The organism is Mannheimia sp. E30BD (assembly GCF_041807785.1).
Classification (GTDB): Bacteria; Pseudomonadota; Gammaproteobacteria; order Enterobacterales; family Pasteurellaceae; genus Mannheimia.
The window spans coordinates 1-24,920 of sequence record NZ_JBGTYX010000009.1; the positions used below are offsets into that span (position 1 = coordinate 1).

20 protein-coding genes and 3 pseudogenes are annotated in these 24,920 nt (G+C 41.6%); 9 read left to right on the forward strand and 14 right to left on the reverse strand.

What is annotated here, in order from left to right; genetic code table 11:
* Window positions 1–3,663 (reverse strand): beta strand repeat-containing protein (locus ACERCG_RS06960; protein WP_373611330.1); only part of this gene is annotated, 3,663 nt, incomplete at its 3' end.
* A 129-nt stretch (window positions 3,664–3,792) separates the two neighbouring features.
* A pseudogene (locus ACERCG_RS06965) lies at window positions 3,793–4,276 on the reverse strand (IS1595 family transposase).
* Between the two features lie 279 nt (window positions 4,277–4,555).
* Between ACERCG_RS06965 and ACERCG_RS06970 the strand changes: the two are divergent.
* Window positions 4,556–5,626, forward strand: a complete 1,071-nt coding sequence (locus ACERCG_RS06970) for a cytochrome-c peroxidase (protein ID WP_373611386.1) — start codon at window positions 4,556–4,558, stop codon at window positions 5,624–5,626.
* Window positions 5,627–5,670: 44 nt separating this feature from the next.
* Here the strand turns inward: ACERCG_RS06970 and ACERCG_RS06975 are convergent.
* From ACERCG_RS06975 to ACERCG_RS06985, 3 genes and pseudogenes are all read right to left on the reverse strand, one after another.
* Window positions 5,671–6,659 (reverse strand): annotated as a pseudogene (locus ACERCG_RS06975) (virulence RhuM family protein).
* A gap of 161 nt (window positions 6,660–6,820) precedes the next feature.
* The gene (mpl, locus tag ACERCG_RS06980) at window positions 6,821–8,185 is read right to left on the reverse strand and encodes a UDP-N-acetylmuramate:L-alanyl-gamma-D-glutamyl-meso-diaminopimelate ligase (protein ID WP_373611331.1); all 1,365 of its coding nucleotides are present in this window, start codon (window positions 8,183–8,185) and stop codon (window positions 6,821–6,823) included.
* A gap of 85 nt (window positions 8,186–8,270) precedes the next feature.
* Window positions 8,271–9,026: a VacJ family lipoprotein gene (locus ACERCG_RS06985; RefSeq protein WP_373611332.1), complete on the reverse strand. Its 756-nt coding sequence runs from the start codon at window positions 9,024–9,026 to the stop codon at window positions 8,271–8,273.
* Window positions 9,027–9,180: 154 nt separating this feature from the next.
* Between ACERCG_RS06985 and metJ the strand changes: the two genes are divergently transcribed.
* The 3 genes from metJ to panF are packed head-to-tail and all read left to right on the forward strand — an operon-like array spanning window position 9,181 to window position 11,196.
* Entirely contained in the window at window positions 9,181–9,498 is a 318-nt protein-coding gene (metJ, locus tag ACERCG_RS06990; RefSeq protein ID WP_373611333.1) for a met regulon transcriptional regulator MetJ, read from the forward strand.
* A gap of 47 nt (window positions 9,499–9,545) precedes the next feature.
* Window positions 9,546–9,776, forward strand: a complete 231-nt coding sequence (locus ACERCG_RS06995; RefSeq protein WP_154703798.1) for a YhdT family protein — start codon at window positions 9,546–9,548, stop codon at window positions 9,774–9,776.
* Window positions 9,769–11,196: a sodium/pantothenate symporter gene (panF, locus tag ACERCG_RS07000; RefSeq protein ID WP_373611334.1), complete on the forward strand. Its 1,428-nt coding sequence runs from the start codon at window positions 9,769–9,771 to the stop codon at window positions 11,194–11,196. Before ACERCG_RS06995 ends, panF begins: the two co-directional genes overlap by 8 nt.
* Before the next feature lie 50 nt (window positions 11,197–11,246).
* Here panF and ACERCG_RS07005 read toward each other — a convergent pair whose 3' ends face one another.
* Both ACERCG_RS07005 and ACERCG_RS07010 read right to left on the reverse strand, forming a co-directional pair.
* Window positions 11,247–11,477 (reverse strand): zinc ribbon domain-containing protein, encoded by a 231-nt coding sequence (locus ACERCG_RS07005; protein WP_373611335.1) that lies wholly within the window; start codon window positions 11,475–11,477, stop codon window positions 11,247–11,249.
* Between the two features lie 23 nt (window positions 11,478–11,500).
* Window positions 11,501–11,839 carry a P-II family nitrogen regulator gene (locus ACERCG_RS07010; RefSeq protein ID WP_373611336.1) on the reverse strand — a complete coding sequence of 113 codons (339 nt, stop codon included), beginning with the start codon at window positions 11,837–11,839 and terminating at the stop codon, window positions 11,501–11,503.
* Window positions 11,840–12,055: 216 nt separating this feature from the next.
* On the opposite strand from ACERCG_RS07010, the gene dnaK reads away from it, so the two are divergent.
* From dnaK to ACERCG_RS07030, 4 genes are all read left to right on the forward strand, one after another.
* Window positions 12,056–13,954, forward strand: a complete 1,899-nt coding sequence (dnaK, locus tag ACERCG_RS07015; RefSeq protein ID WP_373611337.1) for a molecular chaperone DnaK — start codon at window positions 12,056–12,058, stop codon at window positions 13,952–13,954.
* A 120-nt stretch (window positions 13,955–14,074) separates the two neighbouring features.
* The gene (locus ACERCG_RS07020; RefSeq protein ID WP_373611338.1) at window positions 14,075–14,377 is read left to right on the forward strand and encodes a hypothetical protein; all 303 of its coding nucleotides are present in this window, start codon (window positions 14,075–14,077) and stop codon (window positions 14,375–14,377) included.
* A 132-nt stretch (window positions 14,378–14,509) separates the two neighbouring features.
* A complete protein-coding gene (dnaJ, locus tag ACERCG_RS07025; protein WP_373611339.1) occupies window positions 14,510–15,649 on the forward strand; it encodes a molecular chaperone DnaJ in 1,140 nt (379 codons plus the stop codon).
* Between the two features lie 223 nt (window positions 15,650–15,872).
* Window positions 15,873–17,381 (forward strand): catalase, encoded by a 1,509-nt coding sequence (locus ACERCG_RS07030; RefSeq protein WP_373611340.1) that lies wholly within the window; start codon window positions 15,873–15,875, stop codon window positions 17,379–17,381.
* 71 nt (window positions 17,382–17,452) lie between these two features.
* Here the strand turns inward: ACERCG_RS07030 and ACERCG_RS07035 are convergent, their stop codons facing one another.
* The 7 genes and pseudogenes from ACERCG_RS07035 to rluC form a co-directional block, all read right to left on the reverse strand.
* Window positions 17,453–17,674: a sulfurtransferase TusA family protein gene (locus ACERCG_RS07035; protein WP_025235204.1), complete on the reverse strand. Its 222-nt coding sequence runs from the start codon at window positions 17,672–17,674 to the stop codon at window positions 17,453–17,455.
* A gap of 19 nt (window positions 17,675–17,693) precedes the next feature.
* Window positions 17,694–18,726 (reverse strand): annotated as a pseudogene (locus tag ACERCG_RS07040) (YeeE/YedE thiosulfate transporter family protein).
* Window positions 18,727–18,833: 107 nt separating this feature from the next.
* Window positions 18,834–20,168 carry a cation:proton antiporter gene (locus ACERCG_RS07045; RefSeq protein ID WP_373611341.1) on the reverse strand — a complete coding sequence of 445 codons (1,335 nt, stop codon included), beginning with the start codon at window positions 20,166–20,168 and terminating at the stop codon, window positions 18,834–18,836.
* A 110-nt stretch (window positions 20,169–20,278) separates the two neighbouring features.
* Complete coding sequence (gene dapE / locus ACERCG_RS07050) at window positions 20,279–21,427, reverse strand: succinyl-diaminopimelate desuccinylase (RefSeq protein ID WP_373611342.1); 1,149 nt, start codon at window positions 21,425–21,427, stop codon at window positions 20,279–20,281.
* Between the two features lie 90 nt (window positions 21,428–21,517).
* Window positions 21,518–21,865 carry an ArsC family reductase gene (locus ACERCG_RS07055; RefSeq protein WP_373611343.1) on the reverse strand — a complete coding sequence of 116 codons (348 nt, stop codon included), beginning with the start codon at window positions 21,863–21,865 and terminating at the stop codon, window positions 21,518–21,520.
* Between the two features lie 23 nt (window positions 21,866–21,888).
* On the reverse strand, window positions 21,889–22,737 hold the full coding sequence (gene folP / locus ACERCG_RS07060; RefSeq protein ID WP_373611344.1) for a dihydropteroate synthase: 849 nt from the start codon (window positions 22,735–22,737) through the stop codon (window positions 21,889–21,891).
* A gap of 146 nt (window positions 22,738–22,883) precedes the next feature.
* The gene (rluC, locus tag ACERCG_RS07065; RefSeq protein ID WP_373611345.1) at window positions 22,884–23,846 is read right to left on the reverse strand and encodes a 23S rRNA pseudouridine(955/2504/2580) synthase RluC; all 963 of its coding nucleotides are present in this window, start codon (window positions 23,844–23,846) and stop codon (window positions 22,884–22,886) included.
* A 102-nt stretch (window positions 23,847–23,948) separates the two neighbouring features.
* On the opposite strand from rluC, the gene ACERCG_RS07070 reads away from it, so the two are divergent.
* Entirely contained in the window at window positions 23,949–24,878 is a 930-nt protein-coding gene (locus ACERCG_RS07070) for a mechanosensitive ion channel family protein (protein WP_373611346.1), read from the forward strand.
* The last annotated feature ends 42 nt before the right edge of the window (window positions 24,879–24,920 follow it).

Genomic DNA, 24,920 nt, shown 5'->3' on the forward strand with positions numbered 1-24,920 from the left:
CTCACTTGTACCTTCTGAACCTTTGCCAGTTGGCTTAGTATCAACATTTTTCGTATTAAGACCGCTGTTCACATTGCTGATTACATTGCCACCAACATCAACGCCGTTGTTGTCAATCTTCACAGAGCTGCCGTTGTCAGTTGGTATTTCTAAGCTATTGGTTTTCACGCTTTCAAACTCAACATCATCAGCGGTTGCAATACTAATTCTGCTACCTGCTTGGGTAATACTGATGTTTTTACCTGCATCAATGGTTACTTTGTCTGATGGGTTAATCAGCTCTTCACCTGTGCCAACTGCTTCACCTTCTGATTGTGATACATCTAACTTCCAACCTGAGTTGTTAATGGCATTAGCAATGTTTTCAGCGGTAACGAATTTGTTTTTATCCGCATCAGCAGGAGCATTCACCGCACCATCAATATGGCTTAGAGTAGTAGTTTCCACTGATGGCACATTAACTTTAACTTTAAAGTCAAGCGTGCTTACGCCATCTGTTGTTTCTTTGGTAGGCTTGATGGTTACAGAGCCGTCCGCTGAGGTAAAATTCACTTTATCACCCCAATTCACATTACCAACTTTATTGCTATCTGCTGTGCCGTTGGCAAATAAACCCCACTGACCATCTCTTATCGTTGCATATAACTGTGAGCCGTTAATCGCATCGGTAGAATCCTTTGCAATCAAACCAGCTGCAACATTCTGAATGCGGCGCTCAGCACCACCTGTACCCACAGTTACGATACCGACAGGGGTTTCACCTGCAAAGTCACCATAAGTAATGCCATTGACTGTGGCTGTATTTACCGCACCTGTACCACCTGTACTGGTAGTGCTTGGGCGTGCTGAATTCAATCGGTCATTTTTAAGCGAGCCTTCGCCTGCCGCATTAACGGTAGCGGTGCCTGGTTTGGCGTGTGAGTCATCGCCCAGATATACTGAGTTTTCGATGGTGCCATTTAGACCTCCTCTGCCATACGGTTCACGGTCGACGGTGTTGATGCCACTACCTAGTACATAGGTGTTATTTGAAGTGATGCGGTTATTATTACCGATGGCGACAGAGCTTTTACCAGCCAGATTTGATGAGATTGTTGTATTATCTGGAAGTGAGCCATCGTCATTATAAGTTGCTGTACCGCCCATTTCGTTTCTGTTACCGATGACAAAGGCGTTGTTTGCGCTACTTGAGATGACATTATGGTTACCATAGCTGTACGAGTCTGCACCCTCAACGAACGATGGGTCACCGATGGCACCTGCGTTGTTCGCAGTTACACGGTTTTTGGTACCGATAGAGATGGACTGGATACCTGTGGCTTTCGCTCCTGTACCAATCGCAAGAGAGGTTGAGCCTGTCGCCTGTGCATCATGACCCATAGCGATGGTATCATCCGCCCCAACACCTGCATTTTGACCGATGGCGACAGCGTTTTGAATTGCCTTAACGCCCTCAAAATTGGGGAAAAACTCCACAAAAGAAGTTTCGGTGGCATAAATAATGGTTTTGCCATCAGCCGTTTGCTCTGCTCTTTTACCGTTAACTGGAGAGATAACAGCGGCAGCACCGACTTTTTTATAGCCATTGGCTTTGGCGTTTTTATCATACTCATAGTAAGTCGCCTGATCACCATTGCCTTCTTTAATCAAAGCAAGCGTTGAGTAGTTGCCATCTGCATCTTTGACATTGATGCGTACCAAGTCCACTTTGGTAAGCGTCGCCTTGTCCGCACCAATCTCAATCTGATTGCCCAGCACCATATTGTTGTTTGATGTATTGCCGACGACATTGTTGTTACCGATGACAAAGTTATCCTGACCGCCGACAATGCTTGATGAGCCCATTTTATCAACCAAAGATGTATCGGCATTGTAGGTGTTATCGTCCACGTTGGCATTACGAGCTGCCGAGGCGAATACGCCAGAGTTTGCCCCAAAGACCATCGCCCCACTACCAATCGCGGTGGCATATACGCTACCTACGACATTGCCCGAGCCTACTGCGACAGCATTAGCATTACCAGTATTGATGATGTTATACGCACCGACGGCGGCACTGTCATAGCCCCCTGCGTTGTAGTTTCGGTTACCGATGGCATTGGAGCGGTCGCCAAAGGTGGTGTTCACTACACCCAAGGCAACGTTGAGATTATTACCCATGGTGGTCGAGTTTGAACCCATGGCAAACGAGTTGTTTGAGCCTACCCCTACGACTTTGGCATTAGAGCCAATCGCCATGTTAGACCCTCTACTACCATAGCCCACTAAGGCATTTTGACCCATGGCGATGTTGCTACTGCCTTGACCATTATTTTCAATAATTAACGTCCGAGCGCCGCTACCGATAGCAATATCATGACTGCCTTGGCTTTTTGCACCAACGCCTTGTGCGACACTGTAATAACCTTGAGCGGTGGCATTTTGACCGATGGCGATGGCAGCCTCTGGATTGGTGTATTTCTCTTGATTATTTTGGGTGTATTTTAGGCTTTCGGTTTTGGCACTGTAGCCCATTGCGATGGAACGCTCGCCAAAGGTCATTGCGTTGTTACCGATGGCGACGGTCTGTCTGGCACGCACCATATTGGTGCCTGTGATTGTCTCAGTTGAACCATCGGCGATTTTTTTATTTAGAAAGTTATTCGCCCCAGTACCTAAGGTTACGCTGTCCTCGCCATAGTGGTTTTGACCTGCGTTATTGCCGATGGCGACATTGTTACGCCCCATGCCATTTTGCCCTGCTGACTTACCGATGCTGATATTAGCACCTGTTGCAGGGTTTAGGTTATTGACTGCTTGCTGGTTTCGATTATTACCAAAAGCTTTTGCAATTGCTTCAGCTGTAGCAACAGGCATAGACTGACCATTAAAAGCAATGGTTGTGCCGTCAGGTGTATTGTTTGTGATATCAACCCCACGTGGGCGTAAATTTTTGCCTGCATCTTGACCGATGGCAATGTCGTTGTTGTTACTGGCGGTACTGTCTTTACCGATGGCGATGGCAGCGGTGGCGGCGGCGTTGCCTGCGACTAATGAATTACCAATTCTAGCAGGTGTCCACTGCCCTGTTGTCGCCCCATTACCCAATGCAATTGAGCTTTCTCCATTGGTTTTTGTGCCATTTGTGCCGATAGCTTGGCTGTTATCGCCATTAGTCTGTACATCAGCACCGATGGCAACACTGTCTTTGGCTTTGGCTTGTGCCTGTCTACCTACTGCCACAGCATCTACCGCTTGTGAATCAGCATTGCCACCTAGTGCCACTGAGCCTGATTTTTGGGCTTTTGAAGAATGACCCACCGCTGTACCACCTTTATCTGGGTCACCAGTTGCAGGGGGCTCTGTTCCTTGCTTATAGGCTAGTGATGATTCGCCAATGGCAACAACTTGATTGCTCATATCAGCAGAGTACATGAGTGGCTCAATTGTCAAGCTATCAGTATTAACTAACACTGGGGAAGCAACCCCAATCGCTGCCCATGCTCCTTGTATCGTCATTAGGCTCATCACGAGCGTTGATAGGCGAAATGCCCGACCGATAATGTCAGGCTTGGCACTGCCGACGGTAGTGGTGCTACTCTTGCCTTGGGATTTGGCTAACTCTGCGACCGCCACAAAAGTGCCAGTAGCTTTGTTGAAAACTACTTTATAAATATGATTCATATAGATTTCCTCACAACAATGATGATTAAATAAATTCACTAGCGGCACAAGCAAAAACAGTGCCATAAAATAATGAATTTTCGTGTTTGTTTTACTGTTTTTTAAACTTTTAGGGGCTATCCTAGATAACTAACCTAAATTCCCCTTAAGTAATTGTTTTAAAAGGAATATTTGAGATTTTAAGTCACTGTGATTAAAACGCCATTCGCATTCCTTCAAATACAACTCAAAATGAGCTTTCGGAATACCGTTAAATTTGCGTAAATGACGTTTCGCTTGGCTCCAAAAATTCTCAATTCCGTTAATGTGATTTTGATTTTCTGCGAAGTGTGTGCTGTGATTGAGGAGAAAATGGTTAAATTCACTCACATCAAGCACATCATTGCTTCGATAAAAATCAGTGTAAACAATGCTATCGGGCTTCACTTTTTCCCTCAAACATTTATAGATGAGGACTGTATTGATAGATGAGCAATCGCAAACGGTGAAAATAATAGGCTGCGGTGGTTTTATTTACATTCACTAACTCTGCGGCTGTTCGAGCGGTTACGCCTGCTACAAACAGCTCTATGAGTTTATGTTGTTTGTACTGACTTAGACGACTTTTTCTCATAGGGTTATCTTAACCTAAATGGAAGTTTTAGTCGTTATCTAGGACAGCCCCTAACAAAATCTTTAATATTTTATCAAAACCTCTACAATTTGTCTTAATACTCTCTTCAACAGTTCAGTAAATTAATTGTAAATTTCTACTAACTAAAATAGACTAACTGTCTATGTTTAACAGTGTGATAGATTAAGGAAACGAATGTTACAACATCCGATAACTATGTTAGTACTAGGAGTATGCATAACAAACTTAGGCTTTGCCTTAGAAAAACAGCATCGTGTTATGCCCACAGGCGGAATGACAAAACCTTTAATCGGGCAGATTCTGTTTTTTGATAATATGCTATCGCATAACGGCTCGCAAAATTGCTCAAGTTGCCATAACCCAGATTATGCCTTTATTGATAACCGCACTACTCCGGCAAAAGGCGTGGTTTCACAAGGCGATGACCCAACCAAATTCGGCAAACGTAACTCTCCTACTATGCTTTATGCAAAATACTCGCCTGATTTCCACTTTGATGAACAAAGTCAAGAATATATTGGTGGGCAATTTTGGGACGGGCGAGCCAAAAACCTTGCCGAGCAAGCCGGTATGCCGCCTATCGACCCAAATGAGATGGGAATGCCGAACAAATTAGCAGTAGCCCAAAGATTATATAATGTGCCGATGTATCAACGATTTTTAGGGCAATTTTACGGCGAAAAGGTATGGGAAAGTTATGAAAGCGTTTATGCGGCAATGGAAGATGCCATTGCGACATTCCAACAAGAAAACAAGCTGCTCGCTCCCTTTGATTCAAAATACGACCTGTTTTTAAAAGGCGAGGTACAATTAACTGCATTGGAAGAAAAAGGCAGAAATTTATTTTTCAATAAATCTCAAACTAATTGTAGTAGTTGCCATCAATTGCAAAGTAAAGATCATAAAGAAGAAACCTTTAGCAATTATCACTACTATAATTTAGGCGTGCCAAGCAACCCAAAATTGATTGAAGTGAACGGCTTCCCGCTAGATTTTGTTGATTTAGGCTTGTTTGAAAACCCAAATGTAAAAGGCGATGAAAAACAAAAAGGCAAATTCAAAACCCCTACTTTACGCAACATTGCCATAACCGCCCCTTATATGCACAACGGCGTATTTAAAGAGCTAAAAACCGTTTTGCTCTTTTTAGACAGCTACAATAACCCCGAGCGAAAAATCAACCCTGAAACCGGCAAAGCATGGCAACAAGCAGAATTTGAAGCCACCATCGCTCACGATAAATTAAAAGCCAAGCCGCTCACTGATGAAGAAATTGAAGCATTGGAAGCGTTTTTAAAAACATTGACGGATGAACGGTATAGAAAATAAGGTTACAAGCGGTAAAATTTTGTGAAAATTTTACCGCTTGTGTTTTACTGTTTTAGCCCTTTTTCTAACTTCTCTAGTTCCTCTAGATCTTCAAGCTCCGCTTCCTGCTGTTTTAGATATTTACGCTGAATATCAAATTTTTCGTATTGTTCTCTGGCAAAACTTTCCATTTTTTATGCGTAATTGTTCCGCCATTTTCTAATACAGGAAAGCCGTTAAACTCAATCAGCATATCTACATTTCTTCGCCAAAATCCTAATGTTAAATCTTGATTATTTTTAACCCTTAATTCCGCACTCTCAAGGAAAATCATTACCAGACGATTTAAAGAATCCAACTCATCATTATTCAAGTAATTTTTAGCGGTAATAATATCACCCTTGCGAACAATTTTTCCTTTCCAACTGATTAAACCCATATTCGCTTTTGTGGCATCAGCCCTTTGGCAAATCAGTTCGGCTACTGTTTGTTTAGTAATTGCGTAAATCAGCTTATTTTGCGTTTCTGCAAAGAACATTTGAGTATTTTTATCTGTTTTATCGTAATCACTAGATAATTTAAATAGCTCTCGTACTTTTTGATAAAACCGCAGTTCACTGGCTCGAATTTCTCGAATTTGCTCGAGCAATTCATCAAAGTAATCTAGCCGCCCTTGAGGATTTTTTAGCCGTTCCGTATCCACTAAAAAGCCTTTATCCAGATAGGAACGTAATGTTCTGTTTGCCCATTTTCTAAATTGCACTCCTCTTGGGCTACGCACACGAAAACCGATTGCTAAAATCATTGCTAACGAGTAGTGCTTTACTTGATAGTTTTTACCATCTTGGGCAGTTATCAAATAATCCTTGATAACTGAATTTTCATCTAACTCATTGTCTTTTAAGATATTTTTGATATGCTCGGCTATATTTTGAACAGAGGTGTCAAAAAGTTCTGCGAGCTGGTTTTGTGTTAGCCAAGCCTCATTTTCAACCACTAACAAGGCTACATTACTTTTGCCGTCTTCCGTGTTATAAATAATTAAATCGTTCATATTTCATTCTGTTTATTGGTAGGGATATTAGTCGCTATTTTCAATAAAATATGTATGAATATCCAGAAATGATTTTAAATTTTTCGATGCAGATCACAAAAAATAGAAAGGCAATACAAACAAGCGGTAAAATTTTGTGAAAATTTTACCGCTTGTAAGGGTTATTTATTCGCTAATTTGGCAAGTAGTTTCTGATAAATGCCGCCAAATGCTCCGTTGCTCATCACTAAAATATGATCGTTTGGTTTGGCTTCTTTGACGACGAGATCGACTAAATCATCAATATTTGCCGACCAATACGCCGGTTGTGATAACGCATTAGTAATCTCGCTCACACTCCACGCAATAATATCGGGCTGGTAAACAAACACCGCTTCGGCATCACTTAGGCTAGGGGCTATTTCATCTTTATGCACGCCCATTTTCATTGTATTTGAACGAGGCTCTAACACTGCCAAAATGCGTTGGTTTTTCCCGACTTTACCACGCAGGGCATCAATGGTCGCCTCAATTGCGGTTGGATGATGGGCGAAATCATCATAAACGGTAATGCCGTTTACCTCGCCTTTCACCTCCAAACGGCGGTTGGCATTCACAAACTTGCCTAATGCCTCGCAAGCCCCTTGCACTTCAACCCCAGCGTGGTGAGCGGCGGCAATCGCCATTAAGGCATTGTGCATATTATGCTTACCAATAATCGACCAACGCACCTCACCTTTTTTAACGCCTAAGTGAAACACCTCAAACTGTGAACAATCGGCATTTAGGGGGTTAGCAAACCATTCATTGTGTTCGCCAATAAATTGTAATTGGCTGTAACTGCCCATTTTGAGCGTATCTTGCACGTTTTGATCAGCCATAGCTGATAAAATACAACCGCTTTGTGGCATTGTACGAACAAGATGATGGAATTGGCGTTGAATGGCTTTTAAGTCATCAAAAATATCGGCGTGGTCAAATTCCATATTATTGATAATCAGCGTTTTCGGTGTGTAATGCACAAACTTGGAGCGTTTGTCGAAGAAGGCGGAATCGTATTCGTCCGCTTCAATCACAAAGAATTTGCTACTGCCTGCTCGGGCAGAAATACCAAAATTGCCTGCCACGCCGCCGATTAAAAAGCCGGTATCAATGCCGTTTTGGTCTAAAATCCACGCTAACATTCCTGTTGTAGTAGTTTTACCGTGCGTGCCGGAAACCGCCAGTACCCATTTGTCTTTGAGCAAATGATCGTGCAGCCATTGTGGGCCGGAGGTGTAATTGAGTTGGTTGTCCAACACATATTCTACACACGGATTACCACGGCTCATCGCATTGCCGATGACCACCAAATCAGGGGCTGGCAGGAGTTGGCTAATGTCATAATGGGGAATAATTTCAATGCCGTGAGCGGCTAAAAAGGTACTCATCGGCGGGTAAACATTGGTATCTGAACCTGTTACTTTGTAGCCAAGTTCACGGGCAATCATCGCCACCCCACCCATAAAAGTACCGCAAATACCTAAAATGTGGATATGTTTTTTCATTTTTTAAATATGTAGGGGGCAGGTCTTGTGCCCGCCCGAATGTTAAGGATAAATTTAGGGCAGGCACAGGACCCGCCCCTACAGATTAATCAATATTTTTCAACTCTTCTTCAGACAGCTGTTCTTGCTGATTTGCTTCAACATTGCCATCTTTTACTTTGAATTCTAAGTTTTGGAAGTAGGCTTCACGGAAGGTTACATAAGGATCTTGTGCTTGTTCTAACAACGCATCTTGCTCCAGTAATTTAGAGCGAGTGTCGATACCTTGCACCACATATTTAGCTACCGACCAAGGCGTGCCAACGTAAGTAAGCACCGAGTAACCCGTTTCAACGGCACTACCAATGCCTTGACGTGGTGTGGTTGCACCGTAAGCCGGCACCATAATGTAAGAGCCAGAAGGCACACCATTTGCCCCTAAACTTTCGCCTAAGCCACGCTGCCCGTTATCGAGGCGTAATCCATCATCTAGGCTAGCCCAGTCAATTAAACCACCTAAACCAAAGATACTGTTGATCCAGAAACGGTTGAAGTGAACCATTGCTTTCTTGCCTTCGCCTTCAAGTAAGCGGTTAATAAAACTCACCGGCTCATCTAAGTTATTTGCTACATTCACTAAACCTGTTTTAACTGGGCTTGGTACATAGTCTTTCCAGCCTTTTGCGACAGGTTTTAATACATAAGGGTCTAAATAGTCGTAGTTTACTTTCCACATTGCACGGTTGAAGCCTTCTAATGGGTCGTCTCGTACGCCTGTTTCAGGATTAATGCTTGAAGAACAAGCGGTTAAAACCGCCACGCTGAGTACAACAAAAAGTTGTTTTAATGATGATACTTTCATAAGTTTGCCTTTTGGGGAATAAATTGCGGTCATTTTAACGGAGTTCATTAAAAATACAAAATAAAATACGATTTCCTTTAGAAATCTAGACGTCTAGATTGTTATATGCTTCGCTTTTGATTACAATACAAGCAAATCATAAAGGAGTAATCAAATGGCAGATTGGAACGGTGAATATATCAGCCCCTATGCAGAACACGGCAAAAAAAGCGAGCAAGTCAAGAAAGTAACGGTTTCAATTCCAATTAAAGTATTGGAAATTTTAACCAATGAACGCACACGTCGCCAAATCAAAAACCTTCGTCACGCAACCAACAGCGAATTATTGTGCGAGGCTTTTTTGCACGCCTTTACCGGTCAGCCTTTGCCGAATGATGAAGACTTGATGAAAGACAGGGCAGATGAAATCCCTGAAGAGGCAAAACAAAAAATGCGTGAGTTAGGCATTGATCCTGACAAATGGCAATATTAGACACACCTCGCATTTGCGAGGTTCTTTTTATATTTTAAGGAGACTTTATGTATCAACAATTAACAACAGAAGCACGTTGGGCTGTGTTGCTTACGCTGATTTATCTGCTCGGCTGGGTAGGTTTTGCTTACTTTTCACCGCAAGGCAGAGGCATTTTCGGCTTTCCGATTTGGTTTGAACTTTCTTGCATTTTCTTACCCGTACTATTTAGCTTAATTGCCACTATTGTAGTGAAAAAAGTGTATAAAAATATCGATCTTGAGGTGAATAATGAATAGTAAAATGATTTTACCGCTGATTGCTTATTTAATTTTTGTGTTTGGCGTGGCGTTTTATGCTTACCGTAAACGCCAAGGTGGTAGTTTTATCTCGGAATACTACATCGGTGGGCGTTCAATGTCGGGTTTTGTGTTAGCAATGACAACCGCCGCCACTTATGTGGGGGCAAGTTCCTTTATCGGTGGGCCGGGTGCTGCCTATAAATACGGTTTAGGCTGGGTGTTACTGGCAATGATTCAAGTCCCTGCCGTATTGCTCTCACTCGGTGCATTAGGCAAAAAATTTGCCTTACTTGCCCGCAAGCACAATAGTGTCACCATTAATGATATGCTGCTTGCCCGCTATCAAAACAAATTTGTGGTTTGGATTGCAGGACTAGCCTTATTACTTTCCTTTTTTGCAATGATGACGGTGCAATTTATCGGTGCCGGTCGCTTGCTTGAAACCACACTCAGCATTCCTTACCAAACAGCGGTGATGATTTTTGCCGTGACTGTCGGGCTTTATACCTTTATCGGCGGTTTTAGAGCGGTTGTGCTAACCGATACCATTCAAGGCTTGGTAATGATGGTAGGCACAATCATTTTACTCGGCGGTGTGATTTATGCCGCAGGTGGGGTAGAAAATGCGATGAACACCCTTGAAGCTATTAACCCACAGCTTACCACCCCACACGGCATTGATGAACGCCCGCTTGATCTTACCTTTATGGCTTCATTTTGGGTATTGGTTTGCTTCGGCTTAGTGGGCTTGCCACATATTGCGGTAAGAAGTATGGCGTATAAAGACAGCCAGGCTCTGCATAAAGCGATGATTATTGGCACTATCGTTATTGCAATTTTAATGTTTGGTATGCACCTTTCAGGCGTATTAGGCAGAGCGGTTGTGCCTGATTTAAAAGTGCCGGATCAGGTAATTCCGACCTTAATGGTACAAGTATTACCGCCTGTCGTTGCAGGTATATTCCTCGCTGCACCAATGGCGGCAATTATGTCATCTATTGATTCGATGCTGATTCAATCTTCATCAACTTTGATTAAGGATCTCTATTTAGCTATAAAACCGAATGCAATTAACAACGAGAAAAAAATTAAACTATTCTCCACCATTACTACCCTTACCTTCACGGTGTTTTTAATGTTTGCCGCACTGAATCCTCCTGATATGTTGATTTGGCTTAACTTACTCTCTTTAGGGGGGTTAGAAGCGACTTTCCTTTGGGTGATTGTATTAGGGCTTTATTGGGAAAAAGCAAATGCAAGCGGTGCCATCTGCTCTATGCTGTCAGGGTTAGCTTGTTATGTAGTAATGACTATATTTAAAATATCTGTTTTAGGCTTCCACGCAATTGTGCCTTCTTTAATAGTCGGGTTCATTGCGTTTATGGTAGGAAATAACTTCTCCAAAAAATGCCACTGATCAATTATTAAGATGCAGAACAGATGTATATCTTCCTCTGCATCTTGATATTAATTTGCAATAAGTACTGCCACACTAATTACCGTTGCAAAAATACCTAGCCAAATTAATTGTAATTTTATACTTTTTTTATTTACTTCTTGATTATGTAGCCTACGTTGCTCTAATTTCTTTCGGTAAACATCTAAATCAGCTTCTTTGAATGAAAAGCCACAGTGAGGGCAGCTGTCAATACTGTCACTAATACGCTTTCTGCATTCAGGACAACGGTGCAATGCCATAATTATTCCCTTATTTAAGAAGTCTAAAGTGCCTCATCATCAGTTTCACCCGTGCGAGTACGGATTACTTGTTCAATATTAGCAACATAAATTTTGCCATCCCCTACTTGCCCTGAATAAGATGCATTTAAAATCGCATCAATAACCGCATCGGTTTGGTAATTAGAAACCAATACTTCTATTTTAATTTTAGGGCGAAAATCAATCGTATTGATTTGCGAGAGTTCTTCTTCACTATGCCCGTATTGTCTGCCAAAGCCTTTTACTTCCGTAATCGTCATACCTTGAACATCAATTTCTGAAAGAGCATCTCGCACTTGGTCTAGTCTTGAAGGTTGAATAATGGTTGTGATAAGTTTCATATTATTTCCTATAAAGTTTTTTGAATAATAGCGTTTTGAGATATGGTTTGTAAATCGGTTTAAGGAGCTGCAAGCGGTCATTTTTTGCAAAAATTTTACAATTTTTTTATTTTTGCCCTTGAACCCGCCATTTTTGCCCCTATTTATGGTTTCGTCTGAACGAGAAAATAATCTCGTTTCTTTTTGAAACTGAATTTATAACTAGAGGAATCAAAAATGGGTAAAATCATTGGTATTGACTTAGGTACAACAAACTCTTGCGTAGCGGTAATGGATGGTGATAAACCACGCGTAATTGAAAATGCAGAAGGTGCAAGAACAACACCATCAATCATCGCTTACACTGATAAAGAAACTTTAGTAGGTCAGCCGGCAAAACGCCAGGCGATCACTAACCCGAAAAATACCTTATTTGCAATCAAACGTTTAATTGGTCGCCGTTTTACAGATGCAGAAGTACAACGTGATATCGAAATTATGCCGTTTGAAATCACTAAAGCAGATAATGGCGATGCGTGGGTAACAGTAAAAGGCGAAAAATTAGCGCCTCCTCAAATCTCAGCTGAAATCTTGAAAAAAATGAAGAAAACAGCAGAAGATTTCTTAGGTGAGCCGGTAACCGAAGCGGTAATTACCGTGCCTGCATACTTTAACGATGCACAGCGTCAAGCAACAAAAGATGCGGGTCGTATTGCAGGTTTAGATGTTAAACGTATCATCAACGAACCAACCGCAGCGGCACTTGCATACGGTTTAGATTCTAAGAAAGAGAACCAAACTATTGCGGTGTACGACTTAGGTGGTGGTACATTCGATATCTCAATTATCGAAATTGATAACTTTGATGGCGAGCAAACTTTTGAGGTGCGTGCAACCAACGGTGACACTCACTTAGGTGGTGAAGACTTTGACAACCGTGTCATCAACTACTTAGTAGAAGAGTTCAAAAAAGAACAAGCGGTTGATTTACGCAACGATCCAATGGCAATGCAACGTGTGAAAGAAGCAGCAGAAAAAGCGAAAATTGAGCTTTCTTCAGCACAAGAAACTGAGGTAAATCTTCCGTACATCACAGCAGATGCAACAGGTCCGAAACACTTAAACATCAAAGTAACACGTGCGAAATTAGAATCTTTAGTTGAAGATTTAGTAAACCGTTCATTAGAGCCGTTAAAAACAGCTTTAGCAGATGCTGGTTTATCAGTAAGCGATATCAACGATGTTATCTTAGTGGGCGGTCAAACCCGTATGCCATTAGTACAGAAAAAAGTGGCAGACTTCTTTGGCAAAGAACCGCGTAAAGATGTTAACCCGGACGAAGCGGTGGCAATCGGTGCGGCAGTACAAGGTGGTGTGTTAAGTGGTTCGGTAACAGATGTATTGTTATTAGACGTTACTCCGCTTTCACTTGGTATCGAAACAATGGGTGGTGTAATGACAACCCTAATTGAGAAAAACACCACGATTCCAACTAAGAAATCACAAGTGTTCTCAACAGCGGAAGATAACCAATCCGCGGTAACAATCCACGTGTTACAAGGCGAGCGTAAACGTGCGGCGGATAATAAATCGTTAGGTCAATTCAACCTTGAAGGTATTAACCCTGCTCCACGCGGTATGCCACAAATTGAAGTAACTTTTGATATTGATGCGAACGGTATCATCAACGTGTCTGCGAAAGATAAAAACACAGGTAAAGAACAACAAATCAAAATTCAAGCATCTTCAGGCTTAAGCGATGAAGAAGTAGAACAAATGGTGCGTGATGCGGAAGCAAACGCAGAAGCAGATAAGAAATTTGAAGAGTTAGTTCAAGCCCGTAACCAAGCAGACGGTATTGCTCACGCAACCCGTAAGCAAATCACGGAAGCCGGCGATACGTTAAATGCAGACGATAAAGCGAAAATTGAAGCCGCTATTGCAGACTTAGAAACCGCTGCAAAAGGCGAAGACAAAGCGGAAATTGAAGCGAAAATCGAAGCATTAATCAAAGCATCAGAACCGTTAATGCAAGCAGCTCAAGCAAAAGCACAAGGCGGCGAGCAACCACAACAATCAGCAAAAGATGATGGCGTGGTAGATGCGGAATTTGAAGAAGTGAAAGATAATAAGTAATCTTCCGTAACTTGTAGGGGCGAAAATCTTTCGCCCCTTTTGTGTATTATTCTATCCTGGGGTAAATTGTAATTTGCCCTACAGAGAAACAAGCGGTCATATTTTAAGAAAATTTTACAAATGCTAAAACTCTACCCAACAACGGAAGCTGTGCAACCGCCGTTTTATAAAATATACGATCACAAAACTAACCGAACGGTTATTGCAACAGAAAAAGAAAACGATAGTACCCCAATCTTAATGGAAGATTTTGCGTGGTATGAGATCGTACCAACCACAGAAGAATTATTAATAGAGACTTGGAAAAATATTGAAAACCGTTCTAAGCAAGGATTGCTAAAAAGAGCTTATACCACCGATTTTGAAAAACATTTAGCGAACGGAAAAGTAGAAATTTATATTGCGGTGAATCCGCATTGTTAGTTTTGATAGCGCAAGCGTCCACGCTTGTGCTTTGAACAGCATTTGGCACAAGCGTGGATGCTTGCGCCATCTTAGTTAATTATGACAAGCGGTCATTTTTTACAAAAATTTTGCAAAAATAACGGAAAAACTATGGCAAAGAAAGATTATTACGAAGTGCTTGGACTGTCTAAAGGGGCGAGCGAGCAAGACATCAAACGAGCTTATAAACGTTTGGCGGCTAAGCATCACCCTGATAAAAATCAAGGTAGCAAAGAGTCAGAAGAGAAATTTAAAGAAATTACAGAAGCCTATGAAGTGCTGACCGACAGCGAGAAAAAAGCGATGTACGACCAATATGGACACGCAGCTTTTGAACAAGGCGGCGGCGGTGCTGGCGGATTCGGTGGTTTTGGTGGCGGTGGCTTCGGCGGCTTTGAAGACATCTTCAGCGAAATGTTTGGTGGTAGTTTCGGTGGCGGTAGTCGCCGTCAGCGTGTGGTGCGTGGCGATGATTTACGTTACGACATCGAAATCACCCTTGAAGAAGCCGTAAAAGGTTGTAAGAAAGATATTCGTATTCAAACGTTGGCGGAATGTGAGACTTGCCACGGTTCAGGGGCGGAAGCAGGGAGCAAGGTGGAAACCTGTTCTCACTGTCACGGCTCTGGTCGTATTCGCCGTCAGCAAGGTTTCTTTGTAACAGAAGCGGTTTGTCCGAGTTGTCACGGCACAGGAAAACGCATTGAAAAACCTTGTCATTCTTGCCACGGCGATGGACGTGTTCAGAAAGCGAAAAACTTATCTGTTACCATTCCGGCAGGTGTGGATACCGGCAATCAGCTTCGCTTATCAGGTGAAGGTGCTGCAGGTGAGAACGGCGCTCCGGCAGGCGATTTATACGTTGTTATCCACGTTAAAGAACACGATATTTTTGAGCGTGATGGTTCAAACTTATATTGTGAAGTGCCAATCAGCTTTACCCTTGCAGCATTAGGTGGCGAAATTGAAGTGCCAACCTTAGATGGTAAGCTCAAACTGAAAATTCCCGCAGAAACTCAAACAGGCAAACTATTCCGTGTGCGTGGTAAGGGCGTGGCAAGTGCCAGAGGCGGCTACACCGGCGATTTAATCTGCAAAGTGGTTATTGAAACCCCGGTGAATTTAAACGAAGAACAAAAAGCACTCCTTCACCAATTTGAAGAAAGTTTAGAGGGTAAAGCACAACACCGCCCAAAACACGAAGGCTTTTTTGATGGCGTGAAGAAATTTTTTGATAACTTGGGCAAATAAACCGACTAAGGACGCACACACTCTGTGCGTCCAAATTTGCAAAAAATCCTCCAAAAAAGACCGCTTGTAGCTCATTTTTAATACCTGATAGTTATTATCAACTATTAAATAATTGAACTTTAATAGTCATAATTTATCAAACTGATAGATTGCGAAAAAACCTATAGTCACTATAATTCCTTTCGAATTGATTACCTATCTTACTTTTTATGAGGATTCTATTATGTCTAAATGTCCTGTTGTACATTTAACAAGAAACAACGGTGCACCTGTTGTTGATAACCAAAACAGCTTAACTGCTGGTCCACGTGGTCCATTATTAGCTCAAGATTTATGGTTAAACGAAAAATTAGCTAACTTCGTACGTGAAGTGATTCCTGAGCGTCGTATGCACGCTAAAGGTTCCGGTGCATTCGGTACTTTCACCGTAACTAATGACATCACTAAATATACTCGTGCTGCAATCTTCAGCCAAGTTGGTAAAAAAACTGAAATGTTTGCTCGTTTCACAACTGTAGCGGGTGAGCGTGGTGCAGCAGATGCTGAGCGTGATATTCGTGGTTTCGCATTAAAATTCTATACTGAAGAAGGTAACTGGGATATGGTTGGTAACAACACGCCTGTATTCTTCCTACGTGATCCACGTAAATTCCCGGATTTAAACAAAGCGGTTAAACGTGATCCACGCACAAATATGCGTTCTGCAACAAACAACTGGGATTTCTGGACATTATTACCTGAAGCATTCCACCAAGTTACTATCGTAATGAGTGATCGTGGTATCCCTGCTTCTTACCGTCATATGCACGGCTTTGGTTCACACACTTACAGCTTCATCAATGCTGAAAATGAGCGTTTCTGGGTGAAATTCCACTTCCGTACACAACAAGGTATCAAAAACTTAACAAACGAAGAAGCAGCTGCAATCATTGCAAACGATCGCGAAAGCCACCAACGTGATTTATACGAAGCAATCGAGCGTGGTGATTTCCCGAAATGGAAAATGTATGTGCAAATTATGCCTGAAACTGATGCAGACAAAGTACCATACCACCCATTCGATTTAACAAAAGTATGGCCAAAATCAGACTACCCATTAATTGAAGTAGGTGAGTTTGAATTAAACCGTAACCCAGAAAACTTCTTTGCTGATGTTGAGCAATCTGCTTTCGCACCAAGCAACTTAGTACCGGGTATCAGCGTGTCTCCAGACCGTATGTTACAAGCTCGTTTATTTAACTATGCGGACGCTCAACGTTACCGTTTAGGTGTAAACCACCATCAAATCCCTGTAAACGCACCACGTTGCCCAGTACACAGCAACGCACGTGATGGTCAAGGTCGTGTGGACGGTAACTACGGTAGCACAATCCACTACGAACCAAACAGCTTCGGTAAATGGCAAGAACAAGCTCAATACGCTGAGCCACCACTAAAAATCAGCGGTGATGCAGCACACTGGGATTACCGTGAAGATGATTCAGACTACTTCAGCCAACCGCGTGTATTGTTCAACAATATGAACGATGCTCAAAAACAAGCATTATTCAACAATACTGCTGCGGCAATGGGCGATGCGTTAGATTTCATCAAATACCGTCATATCCGTAACTGCTATGCTTGTGACCCAGCATATGGTGAAGGTGTTGCTAAAGCATTAGGTATGACTGTTGAAGATGCAATCGCAGCTCGTGCAACAGACCCAGCATTAGGTCAGCCAGGTTTACTATAATTCCTGATTAAATATTACATAGAAAAAGCTCTACGAAAGTAGAGCTTTTTTATTACTTAGTATTTGTAAAATTATTTAACAACCGTAATTTCCCATAGTGCATCGCCAATTTGCTGGTAATCGGTTACCTCATAACCTTCTTCCTCTGCCCAGTTTGGAATAGCTTCTGTTGCTTGTGTGCAATCGAATTCAATTGTTAAGCTATCGCCTTTATTTAATTTTGCCATAGCTGCTTTTGCTTCTACTAAAGGAAATGGGCAAACAAGCCCTGAAGCGGGTAAACGTACATTCATAGTCATAACTCCTTAAAAATTAACCTTTTAAACGTTGTGGGCGAATAATAGTAAAATACGCACCAACCGATGTGCCTAAAATCATAATAGGCAATGAAATCCAACCTTGCCAAGAGAAAAGGCTGTTTCAACCAAACCATTACCGATAGAGCAACCACCAGCAAGACTTGCACCAATCCCCATTAATGCACCGCCGCCTGCACTGCGTAACATTGTAGTTGTATCTGGCACTCTAAAGCGAAATTCATTTGAGAGTTTTGCGGCAATAAATGAGCCAATTAAGATCCCTCACACTAAGAAGACACCCCAGTTAATGAATTTATCATCGCCAAATACAATGTATTGAATAATGTTTGCACTCGGTGTGGTAATACCTAAACCAAAATTTCTCCCTGCAGCATTACTTAACGGCCACGCTAATAACGCAATCAAACCAACTAATACCGCTGTTACAAATGGGTGCCAACGTTTTTCAAATAGAGTATGGGCTAAGCCTGTTTTGCGTGGTTTTAAGGCAATAGTTTTGCCTCTTGGCTTTCTTAAATGAGGAATAGTTAATATTAAAGTAACAGCAGTTAAAATAAAGACTAAGATCCAAGGTGAAATACCAAAGGTTTCGTAAATAGTTCGTTGTTCAATAACATTACTTTTTAGTTCTTGATTAATAGGGGATAGTACACCTGTTCTCATTGAAGCGGAAAACAGCCCATAAACAATTAAGGCGACCCAACTACCAATTAACCCTTCACCGGCACGATACCAAGTTCCTGTTGCACACCCCCCTGCATAGATAATACCAATGCAATGCCGAAAAGAAATGCCCCAATAAGTACGGCAAGTAGCGGTAAGCTTTCCTCAGGAGACTCAAAAGATCCCGCTTCATATAACAACCAAATACCGATAGATTGCACTGTAATCGCGATTAAAAATGCCACAAACATACGGCTGCTTTTCGTTACATAGAGATCACGAAACGCCCCTGTAATACAGAAACGTCCTCTCTGCATTACGAAACCGAGTAAGAAACCGCATAATACTCCTGTTATTAACATAAAAAATACCTCTCAACAAATAAATGTGAGAGGTATTTAAATATAAAGCCGTCTAGAAGGCTAATAATCTTTAGCAAAATGATATGTTATTCAGTTATATCAATCGGTTAAATATGCGGAATTACATCATTAGTGCCACCGAGTTTATTTAGTGCAACTCTTCGTGGATCAACCGTTTTTGCTTTTTTAATCATTGGCTCAACGGTTGAACCTTGTACTAGAATGGAGAAAGTGACGACCGCATAGGTCATCAACAAAATCAAATCTCGCACATCAAGATTGCCTTCTGAGCTAGAGATCATCGCAGAACCCGTTGGTACGGCAAGTGCCATTGCTAATGCTAAACCACCTCGTAAACCGCCCCACGTCATAATTTTTAAGGTGTAAGGGTTATAGGTGCGGAAACGTTTTAACACTTGGTATGGAATCCACAAGCTGATATAGCGAGAAAGCAAACAGATTGGAATAGCTGCAAGCATCAGCACACCGCCAATAAAGGTAAAATCAACCAAGAGTGTACTTAAACCGATAAGTAGGAACAAGAGATAGTTAAGAGAATGGTCGATCATTTCCCAAAAGTGGTCAAGGTATTTTTGGCTCTGTTCGGAAAAACCTGAACGGCGTGTCCAGTTACCAATCATAATCCCTGCTACCACCATTGTTAATGCACCTGAAACATGCAAGTAATTCGCAATCACAAAGCCAACAGTTGGAATAGTGAGCGTGATTAAAATCTCAAGGCTTCCGTCATCGGTTGCCGAAATAAATTTATGGGCGATAAAGCCTGTTAATAAGCCAAATAAAATACCGCCTACCGCTTCTTGTAAGAACAACCCCACTACCCCACCAAATGTCGGCTCTTGCCCACCGAATGCCACAGCAAAAATGGTAGTAAAAATCACTAAACCGATACCATCGTTGAATAAAGACTCGCCCTCAACGTGCATAGAAAGGCGTTTCGGCGCTTTTAGGCTTTTGATAATTGCAAGCACGGCTATCGGGTCTGTTGGTGAAATGAGCGAGCCAAATAACAAACAGTAAACAAAGGCAATATCTAAACCACATAATCTGGCTATAAGATAAATTAAACCGCCGATTAAGAAAGTAGAAATCAAGGTAGAAATTAACGCATATACCGCTATTTCACGATGTTGCTCTTTCATTAACGGAAGTTTAATGCCTAGTGAACCTGCAAAAAGCAAGAAGCCTAGCATACCGTTTAATAAGAAACTTTTGAAATCAAGCTGTTCGAAAATAGAAATGGCAAGTTGATCAACGTTAAACCAGCCAAGAGAACCGAAGGTAAGAATAAGGAGAGAACCAATAAGAGCAGAAGCAGTAATCGCAATGGTAGTTTGAATATTTTCATTTATTTTCCTTGTAAAAAAGGAAATAAACATTGCAAGCCCAAATAGCAAGCAGATATAAGAGTAAAGCTGCATAAAATTTTCCTGTAAATATAAAAACTGGCAGCTAGTGTAAACGTTATTTTGTGGAATATCTATATAAAAAATAGGCAGAGTGGTTATTGATTATTCTCTGCCTATATCTGTTATCTTCTGATAAGGAGTTTCTCTAAAATGTGGTGATAAACCTCACCACATTTGGCTAAATCTTCCACGCTCACACACTCATTCACTTTATGAATAGTGGCGTTGAGAGGTCCAAACTCCACCACTTCTGTTCCCATTAAAGCAATAAATCTGCCGTCTGATGTACCACCGCCGGTATCTAAACGAGGTGTAATTTTTGTCACATTTTCGACCGCTTGCACTGCCGCTTCTACCAGTCTTCCATTACCTGCAAGGAAAGGCTTGCCCGATAAATTCCAGCTAATACGGTATTTCAAACCGTGTTTTGCTAACATTTCCGCCACTTTAGCTTTAATGATTTCATCGGTTACTTCAGTGCAATAACGTAAATTAAACTGCACATAAAGTTCGCCTGGAATGACATTATTGCTGCCTGTACCGGCTTTAATATTTGCTACTTGTAAGCTGGTTGGTGGGAAAAATTCGTTGCCGTTATCCCATTGGTATTGAGTTAGCTCAGTTAAAAAGCCAAGTGAGGTATGCACTGGGTTTTCCGCTAAATGTGGATAAGCAACGTGTCCTTGAATGCCCTCGATATATAAATCCGCAGTAATTGAGCCACGTCTGCCGTTTTTAATCACATCGCCCAGCACTTTTCCGCTTGAAGGTTCGCCCACAACACAATAATGCACTGTTTCGTTACGAGCCATCAAGGTTTCTACCACTTTTACCGTGCCATCTTTTGCTGCAGCTTCTTCATCAGAGGTGATCAGCAACGCGACTTTACCTTTGTGATTAGGGTTATTTTTCACAAAGGTTTCGGCAGCCACCACTAATGCGGACAGCGATCCTTTCATATCAGCCGCCCCTCGCCCATAAAGCATTCCATCAACAATTTCAGCCGAAAATGGCGGATATTGCCATTGGCTTTCTTCACCCACAGGCACAACATCGGTATGCCCTGCAAAGGCAATACAAGGCTCATTTTTACCATTTTCCGTGCCGTGAGTTGCCCACATATTCAAGGTATCGCCAAACGGCAACCATTCAATTTGGAAGCCCACTTTACTTAAGCGCTCAGCAATTTCCTGTTGGCAGCCTTTATCTTTTGGGCTAATAGAATCACGGCGGATTAGGTTTTGAGCGAGAGAGATAATTTCGTTTTTCATAAGATTACAAGCGGTTGTTTTTTGTGAGATTTTTACCAATGCTCTCTCCCCTTGTGGGAGAGGGTAAGTAATAGGTTATTTTTATGTTTATTAGCTAAACGCAGCCATATACTCTTTTTCATTAAACCCAAGCAAGACAATGTCATTTTGAATCACAATCGGGCGTTTAATGAGAGTTGATTGCTCGGTTAACACTTTTAATGCGGTTTCACGGTTAAGATTATTTTTAATCGCATCATCTAAATTTCGCCAAGTGGTGCTACGTTTATTGACTAAATTTTCCCAGCCGAATTTTGCTTCCATTTCCGCTAACCAATCAGCATTCAAACCGTCCATACGGTAATCGTGAAGTTGTGGGTTTTGGTTGTTATCTTCCAACCATTTCAAGGCTTTTTTCACGGTATCGCAATTTTTAATACCATAAACTAATGTTGTCATTTTTACTCCTAAAAATCCTAAAATTAATTATCTGCGTCAATCGTAGCCTGCCAAATTTTCAGCATATCGGCGGTTTCCGCCACATCGTGAACACGCAAAATTTTTGCCCCATTCTGCACAGCAATCAAGGCAGCAGCCACAGAACCAACCACACGTTGCTCCACAGGTTTATCTAACACCGCCCCAATCATCGACTTACGAGAAAGCCCCGCAAGCACAGGAAAGCCAGAATCTACAAAGGCTTTAAAATGTTTAAGTAATTGATAATTGTGCTTCACCGTTTTACCAAAACCAAAGCCCGGGTCTAAAATAATATGCTCTTTGGGAATGCCTGCCGTAATACAAGCAAAAATCCGTTGATTTAAGAAATCCGCTACTTCTTCCAATACATCATCATATTCTGGATTTTGTTGCATATTTTGCGGATTACCTTGCATATGCATTAAACAGACGGGTAGCCCAAGCTCAGCCGCCATTTCTAGGGCATTTGGCTCAGTTAAAGCTCGGATATCATTAATCATATCCATACCCACTTTTGCCGCTTGCCTAAATACTTCCGCTTTGGAGCTATCGACTGAAATCAAGCAATCAAAACGGCTGTGAATGGCTTCCACCACTGGCACAACACGCTCAAGCTCTTCTTCTAGTGTTACAATCGCTGCATTCGGGCGAGTAGATTCCCCGCCCACATCAATAATGCTTGCCCTTTCATTGAGCATTTTCTCAACTTGGAACAAGGCTTTATCGAGGGAGAAAAACTTGCCCGAATCTGAGAATGAATCAGGCGTGAAGTTTAAAATCCCCATAATTTGTGGCTTGGTTAAATCTAACAAGCGGTCATTTTTTTGAAAATTTTTAAAATGGATTTGCATTGCTTTTTTATAAATAATGATCGTATGTAGGGGTGGGGCCGGTGCCCACCCGTAAATTAATATCCTATGCAGACAGGCACAGGACCTGTCCCTACTGATATAGAACTTGACAACCCTACTAATAAAAGGAAAGAGGAAATAATAATCTACTTCTCAGCTCTTAACTTTGCCAACACGCCTTTTAAGGTTTTATCTAACGTTGCGGTAATTACCATCTCTTCCCCCGTTTTTGGGTGTTCAAAACGAATGGAATAAGCGTGTAGGAATAAACGGTGTAAACCAGCTTCTTTCATTTTGCTGTCGAAATCGCTATCGCCATATTTATCGTCTAAAGCGATTGGGTGTCCTGCATATTGGGTGTGAACACGGATTTGATGTGTTCTACCCGTAACAGGTGAGGCTTTAACGAGAGTTGCATTCGTATAACGCTCTTCAATGCTAAAACGAGTTTCAGAAGGCTTGCCTTCTTCGCTCACTCGTACAATTCGTTCGCCACTTGCCAATTCGTTTTTTAATAGTGGGGCTTTAATCACTTTGGTGTGAGCCTGCCATTGCCCTCGTACTAAGGCTAAATAATCTTTTTGCACCACTTTTTCACGCAGTTGCTCGTGGAGTGAACGCAATGCGGAACGTTTTTTGGCAACTAACAAAATGCCTGAGGTATCACGGTCAATGCGATGAACCAGCTCTAAAAAGCGCGCTTGAGGACGTAACGCTCTTAACGCTTCAATCACACCGAAACTCAAGCCACTTCCGCCGTGCACCGCAATGCCCGATGGCTTGTTAATGACGAGCATCGAATCATCTTCATACAGAATTTGGCTTTCTAGCTCTGCCACTTTATTTAATTTAGTGGAAATCTGCGGTTCGTTTTTCTCCGCCACACGCACAGGCGGCACTCGCACTACATCATCGGCTTGCAGTTTGTATTCAGGCTTAATTCGCCCCTTATTTACTCGCACTTCGCCTTTACGCACAATGCGGTAAATCAAACTTTTCGGTACGCCTTTAAGTTTTGCCAATAAAAAATTATCTAAACGCTGCCCCGCTTCATCTTCACTAATCGTAAAAAATTGAACGCTGGCACTAATTACTTTTTCTGTTGTCATTCTTTTGTCTTTTAGGGAAAATATTGCCCTAAATTCTAACACAAAACCGCTAGCCTATTAGCTGGTTGGCTAAATTTTTCATTTTTATTTTAAGGAACCAATATGACGAATAAAACCGTAGAACAAGTAGTTGAAGCCACTCCCAAAATTGATGTCGTCGCTCAAACAGGCGAAGTGATCAATAAAGTCAGCAATATGAATTTAAACACGATGCTTAATGAATGGATTATTCCTTATGGCACGAAAGTTCTTCTTGCGATTGCTATCTTCGTTATCGGTAAATTTCTTGCTCAAATTATCAGTAAATTACTCGGTAAAGCTGCATTAAAATCTACTAGAGATGAAATGCTACAAAGTTTCATCAAATCTATTAGCTATTTCTTACTGCTATTAATTGTTGTGATTGCATCACTTTCACAATTAGGTATTAATACCAGCTCGCTGGTTGCCTTAATCGGTGCGGCAGGTTTAGCGATTGGTCTATCACTACAAAACTCATTACAAAACTTTGCAGCCGGTGTGATGTTATTAATCTTCAAACCGTTCCAAAAAGGCGATTTTATTGAAACCGGAGGAATGTCCGGCACGGTTGAGCGAATGGGGATTTTAGTATTAGAACTTCGTACCGGTGATAATAAAACCTTGCTTATTCCAAATGGTAAAGTATTTTCAGACAGCATTGTAAACTACTCAAACAATCCTACTCGCCGTATTGATTTTACCTTTGATATTTCTTATGACTCTAATATCAAAGAAGCAAAAGAGATTATTGAGCATATTTTGGAAGCGAACGAGTATGTTCTAAAAGAACCAAAACCTGTTGTTGCTGTAAGTGCTTTAGCGGCAAATAGTGTACAACTGGTTGTTCGCCCTTGGGTGCAGACCCCAAATTACTGGGCTGCTTATTGGGAAATTATCGAACAAGTGAAATTAGCCTTTGGTGAAGCAGGTATATCTATTCCTTATAACCAAATGGAATTGCATATTAAAAGCGGTTCACTAGAGAATAAAGCACAAGAAAAAAGCCTGTAAGCGGTCTTTTTTTGATAAAATTTTGCAAATTTAGCGCTAAGG

Coding starts and splice junctions, on each gene's coding strand:
- ACERCG_RS07035 (WP_025235204.1), bottom strand. CDS start 17,674: ATGAATGTACGTTTACCCGCTTCAGGGCTTGTTTGCCCATTTCCTTTA.
- folP (WP_373611344.1), bottom strand. CDS start 22,737: ATGCAAATCCATTTTAAAAATTTTCAAAAAAATGACCGCTTGTTAGAT.
- ACERCG_RS07055 (WP_373611343.1), bottom strand. CDS start 21,865: ATGACAACATTAGTTTATGGTATTAAAAATTGCGATACCGTGAAAAAA.
- mpl (WP_373611331.1), bottom strand. CDS start 8,185: ATGAAAAAACATATCCACATTTTAGGTATTTGCGGTACTTTTATGGGT.
- panF (WP_373611334.1), top strand. CDS start 9,769: ATGAATAGTAAAATGATTTTACCGCTGATTGCTTATTTAATTTTTGTG.
- ACERCG_RS06970 (WP_373611386.1), top strand. CDS start 4,556: ATGCCCACAGGCGGAATGACAAAACCTTTAATCGGGCAGATTCTGTTT.
- ACERCG_RS07005 (WP_373611335.1), bottom strand. CDS start 11,477: ATGGCATTGCACCGTTGTCCTGAATGCAGAAAGCGTATTAGTGACAGT.
- ACERCG_RS06985 (WP_373611332.1), bottom strand. CDS start 9,026: ATGAAAGTATCATCATTAAAACAACTTTTTGTTGTACTCAGCGTGGCG.
- dnaK (WP_373611337.1), top strand. CDS start 12,056: ATGGGTAAAATCATTGGTATTGACTTAGGTACAACAAACTCTTGCGTA.
- ACERCG_RS07030 (WP_373611340.1), top strand. CDS start 15,873: ATGTCTAAATGTCCTGTTGTACATTTAACAAGAAACAACGGTGCACCT.
- dnaJ (WP_373611339.1), top strand. CDS start 14,510: ATGGCAAAGAAAGATTATTACGAAGTGCTTGGACTGTCTAAAGGGGCG.
- ACERCG_RS07070 (WP_373611346.1), top strand. CDS start 23,949: ATGACGAATAAAACCGTAGAACAAGTAGTTGAAGCCACTCCCAAAATT.
- metJ (WP_373611333.1), top strand. CDS start 9,181: ATGGCAGATTGGAACGGTGAATATATCAGCCCCTATGCAGAACACGGC.
- dapE (WP_373611342.1), bottom strand. CDS start 21,427: ATGAAAAACGAAATTATCTCTCTCGCTCAAAACCTAATCCGCCGTGAT.
- ACERCG_RS07045 (WP_373611341.1), bottom strand. CDS start 20,168: ATGCAGCTTTACTCTTATATCTGCTTGCTATTTGGGCTTGCAATGTTT.
- ACERCG_RS07010 (WP_373611336.1), bottom strand. CDS start 11,839: ATGAAACTTATCACAACCATTATTCAACCTTCAAGACTAGACCAAGTG.
- ACERCG_RS07020 (WP_373611338.1), top strand. CDS start 14,075: ATGCTAAAACTCTACCCAACAACGGAAGCTGTGCAACCGCCGTTTTAT.
- rluC (WP_373611345.1), bottom strand. CDS start 23,846: ATGACAACAGAAAAAGTAATTAGTGCCAGCGTTCAATTTTTTACGATT.
- ACERCG_RS06995 (WP_154703798.1), top strand. CDS start 9,546: ATGTATCAACAATTAACAACAGAAGCACGTTGGGCTGTGTTGCTTACG.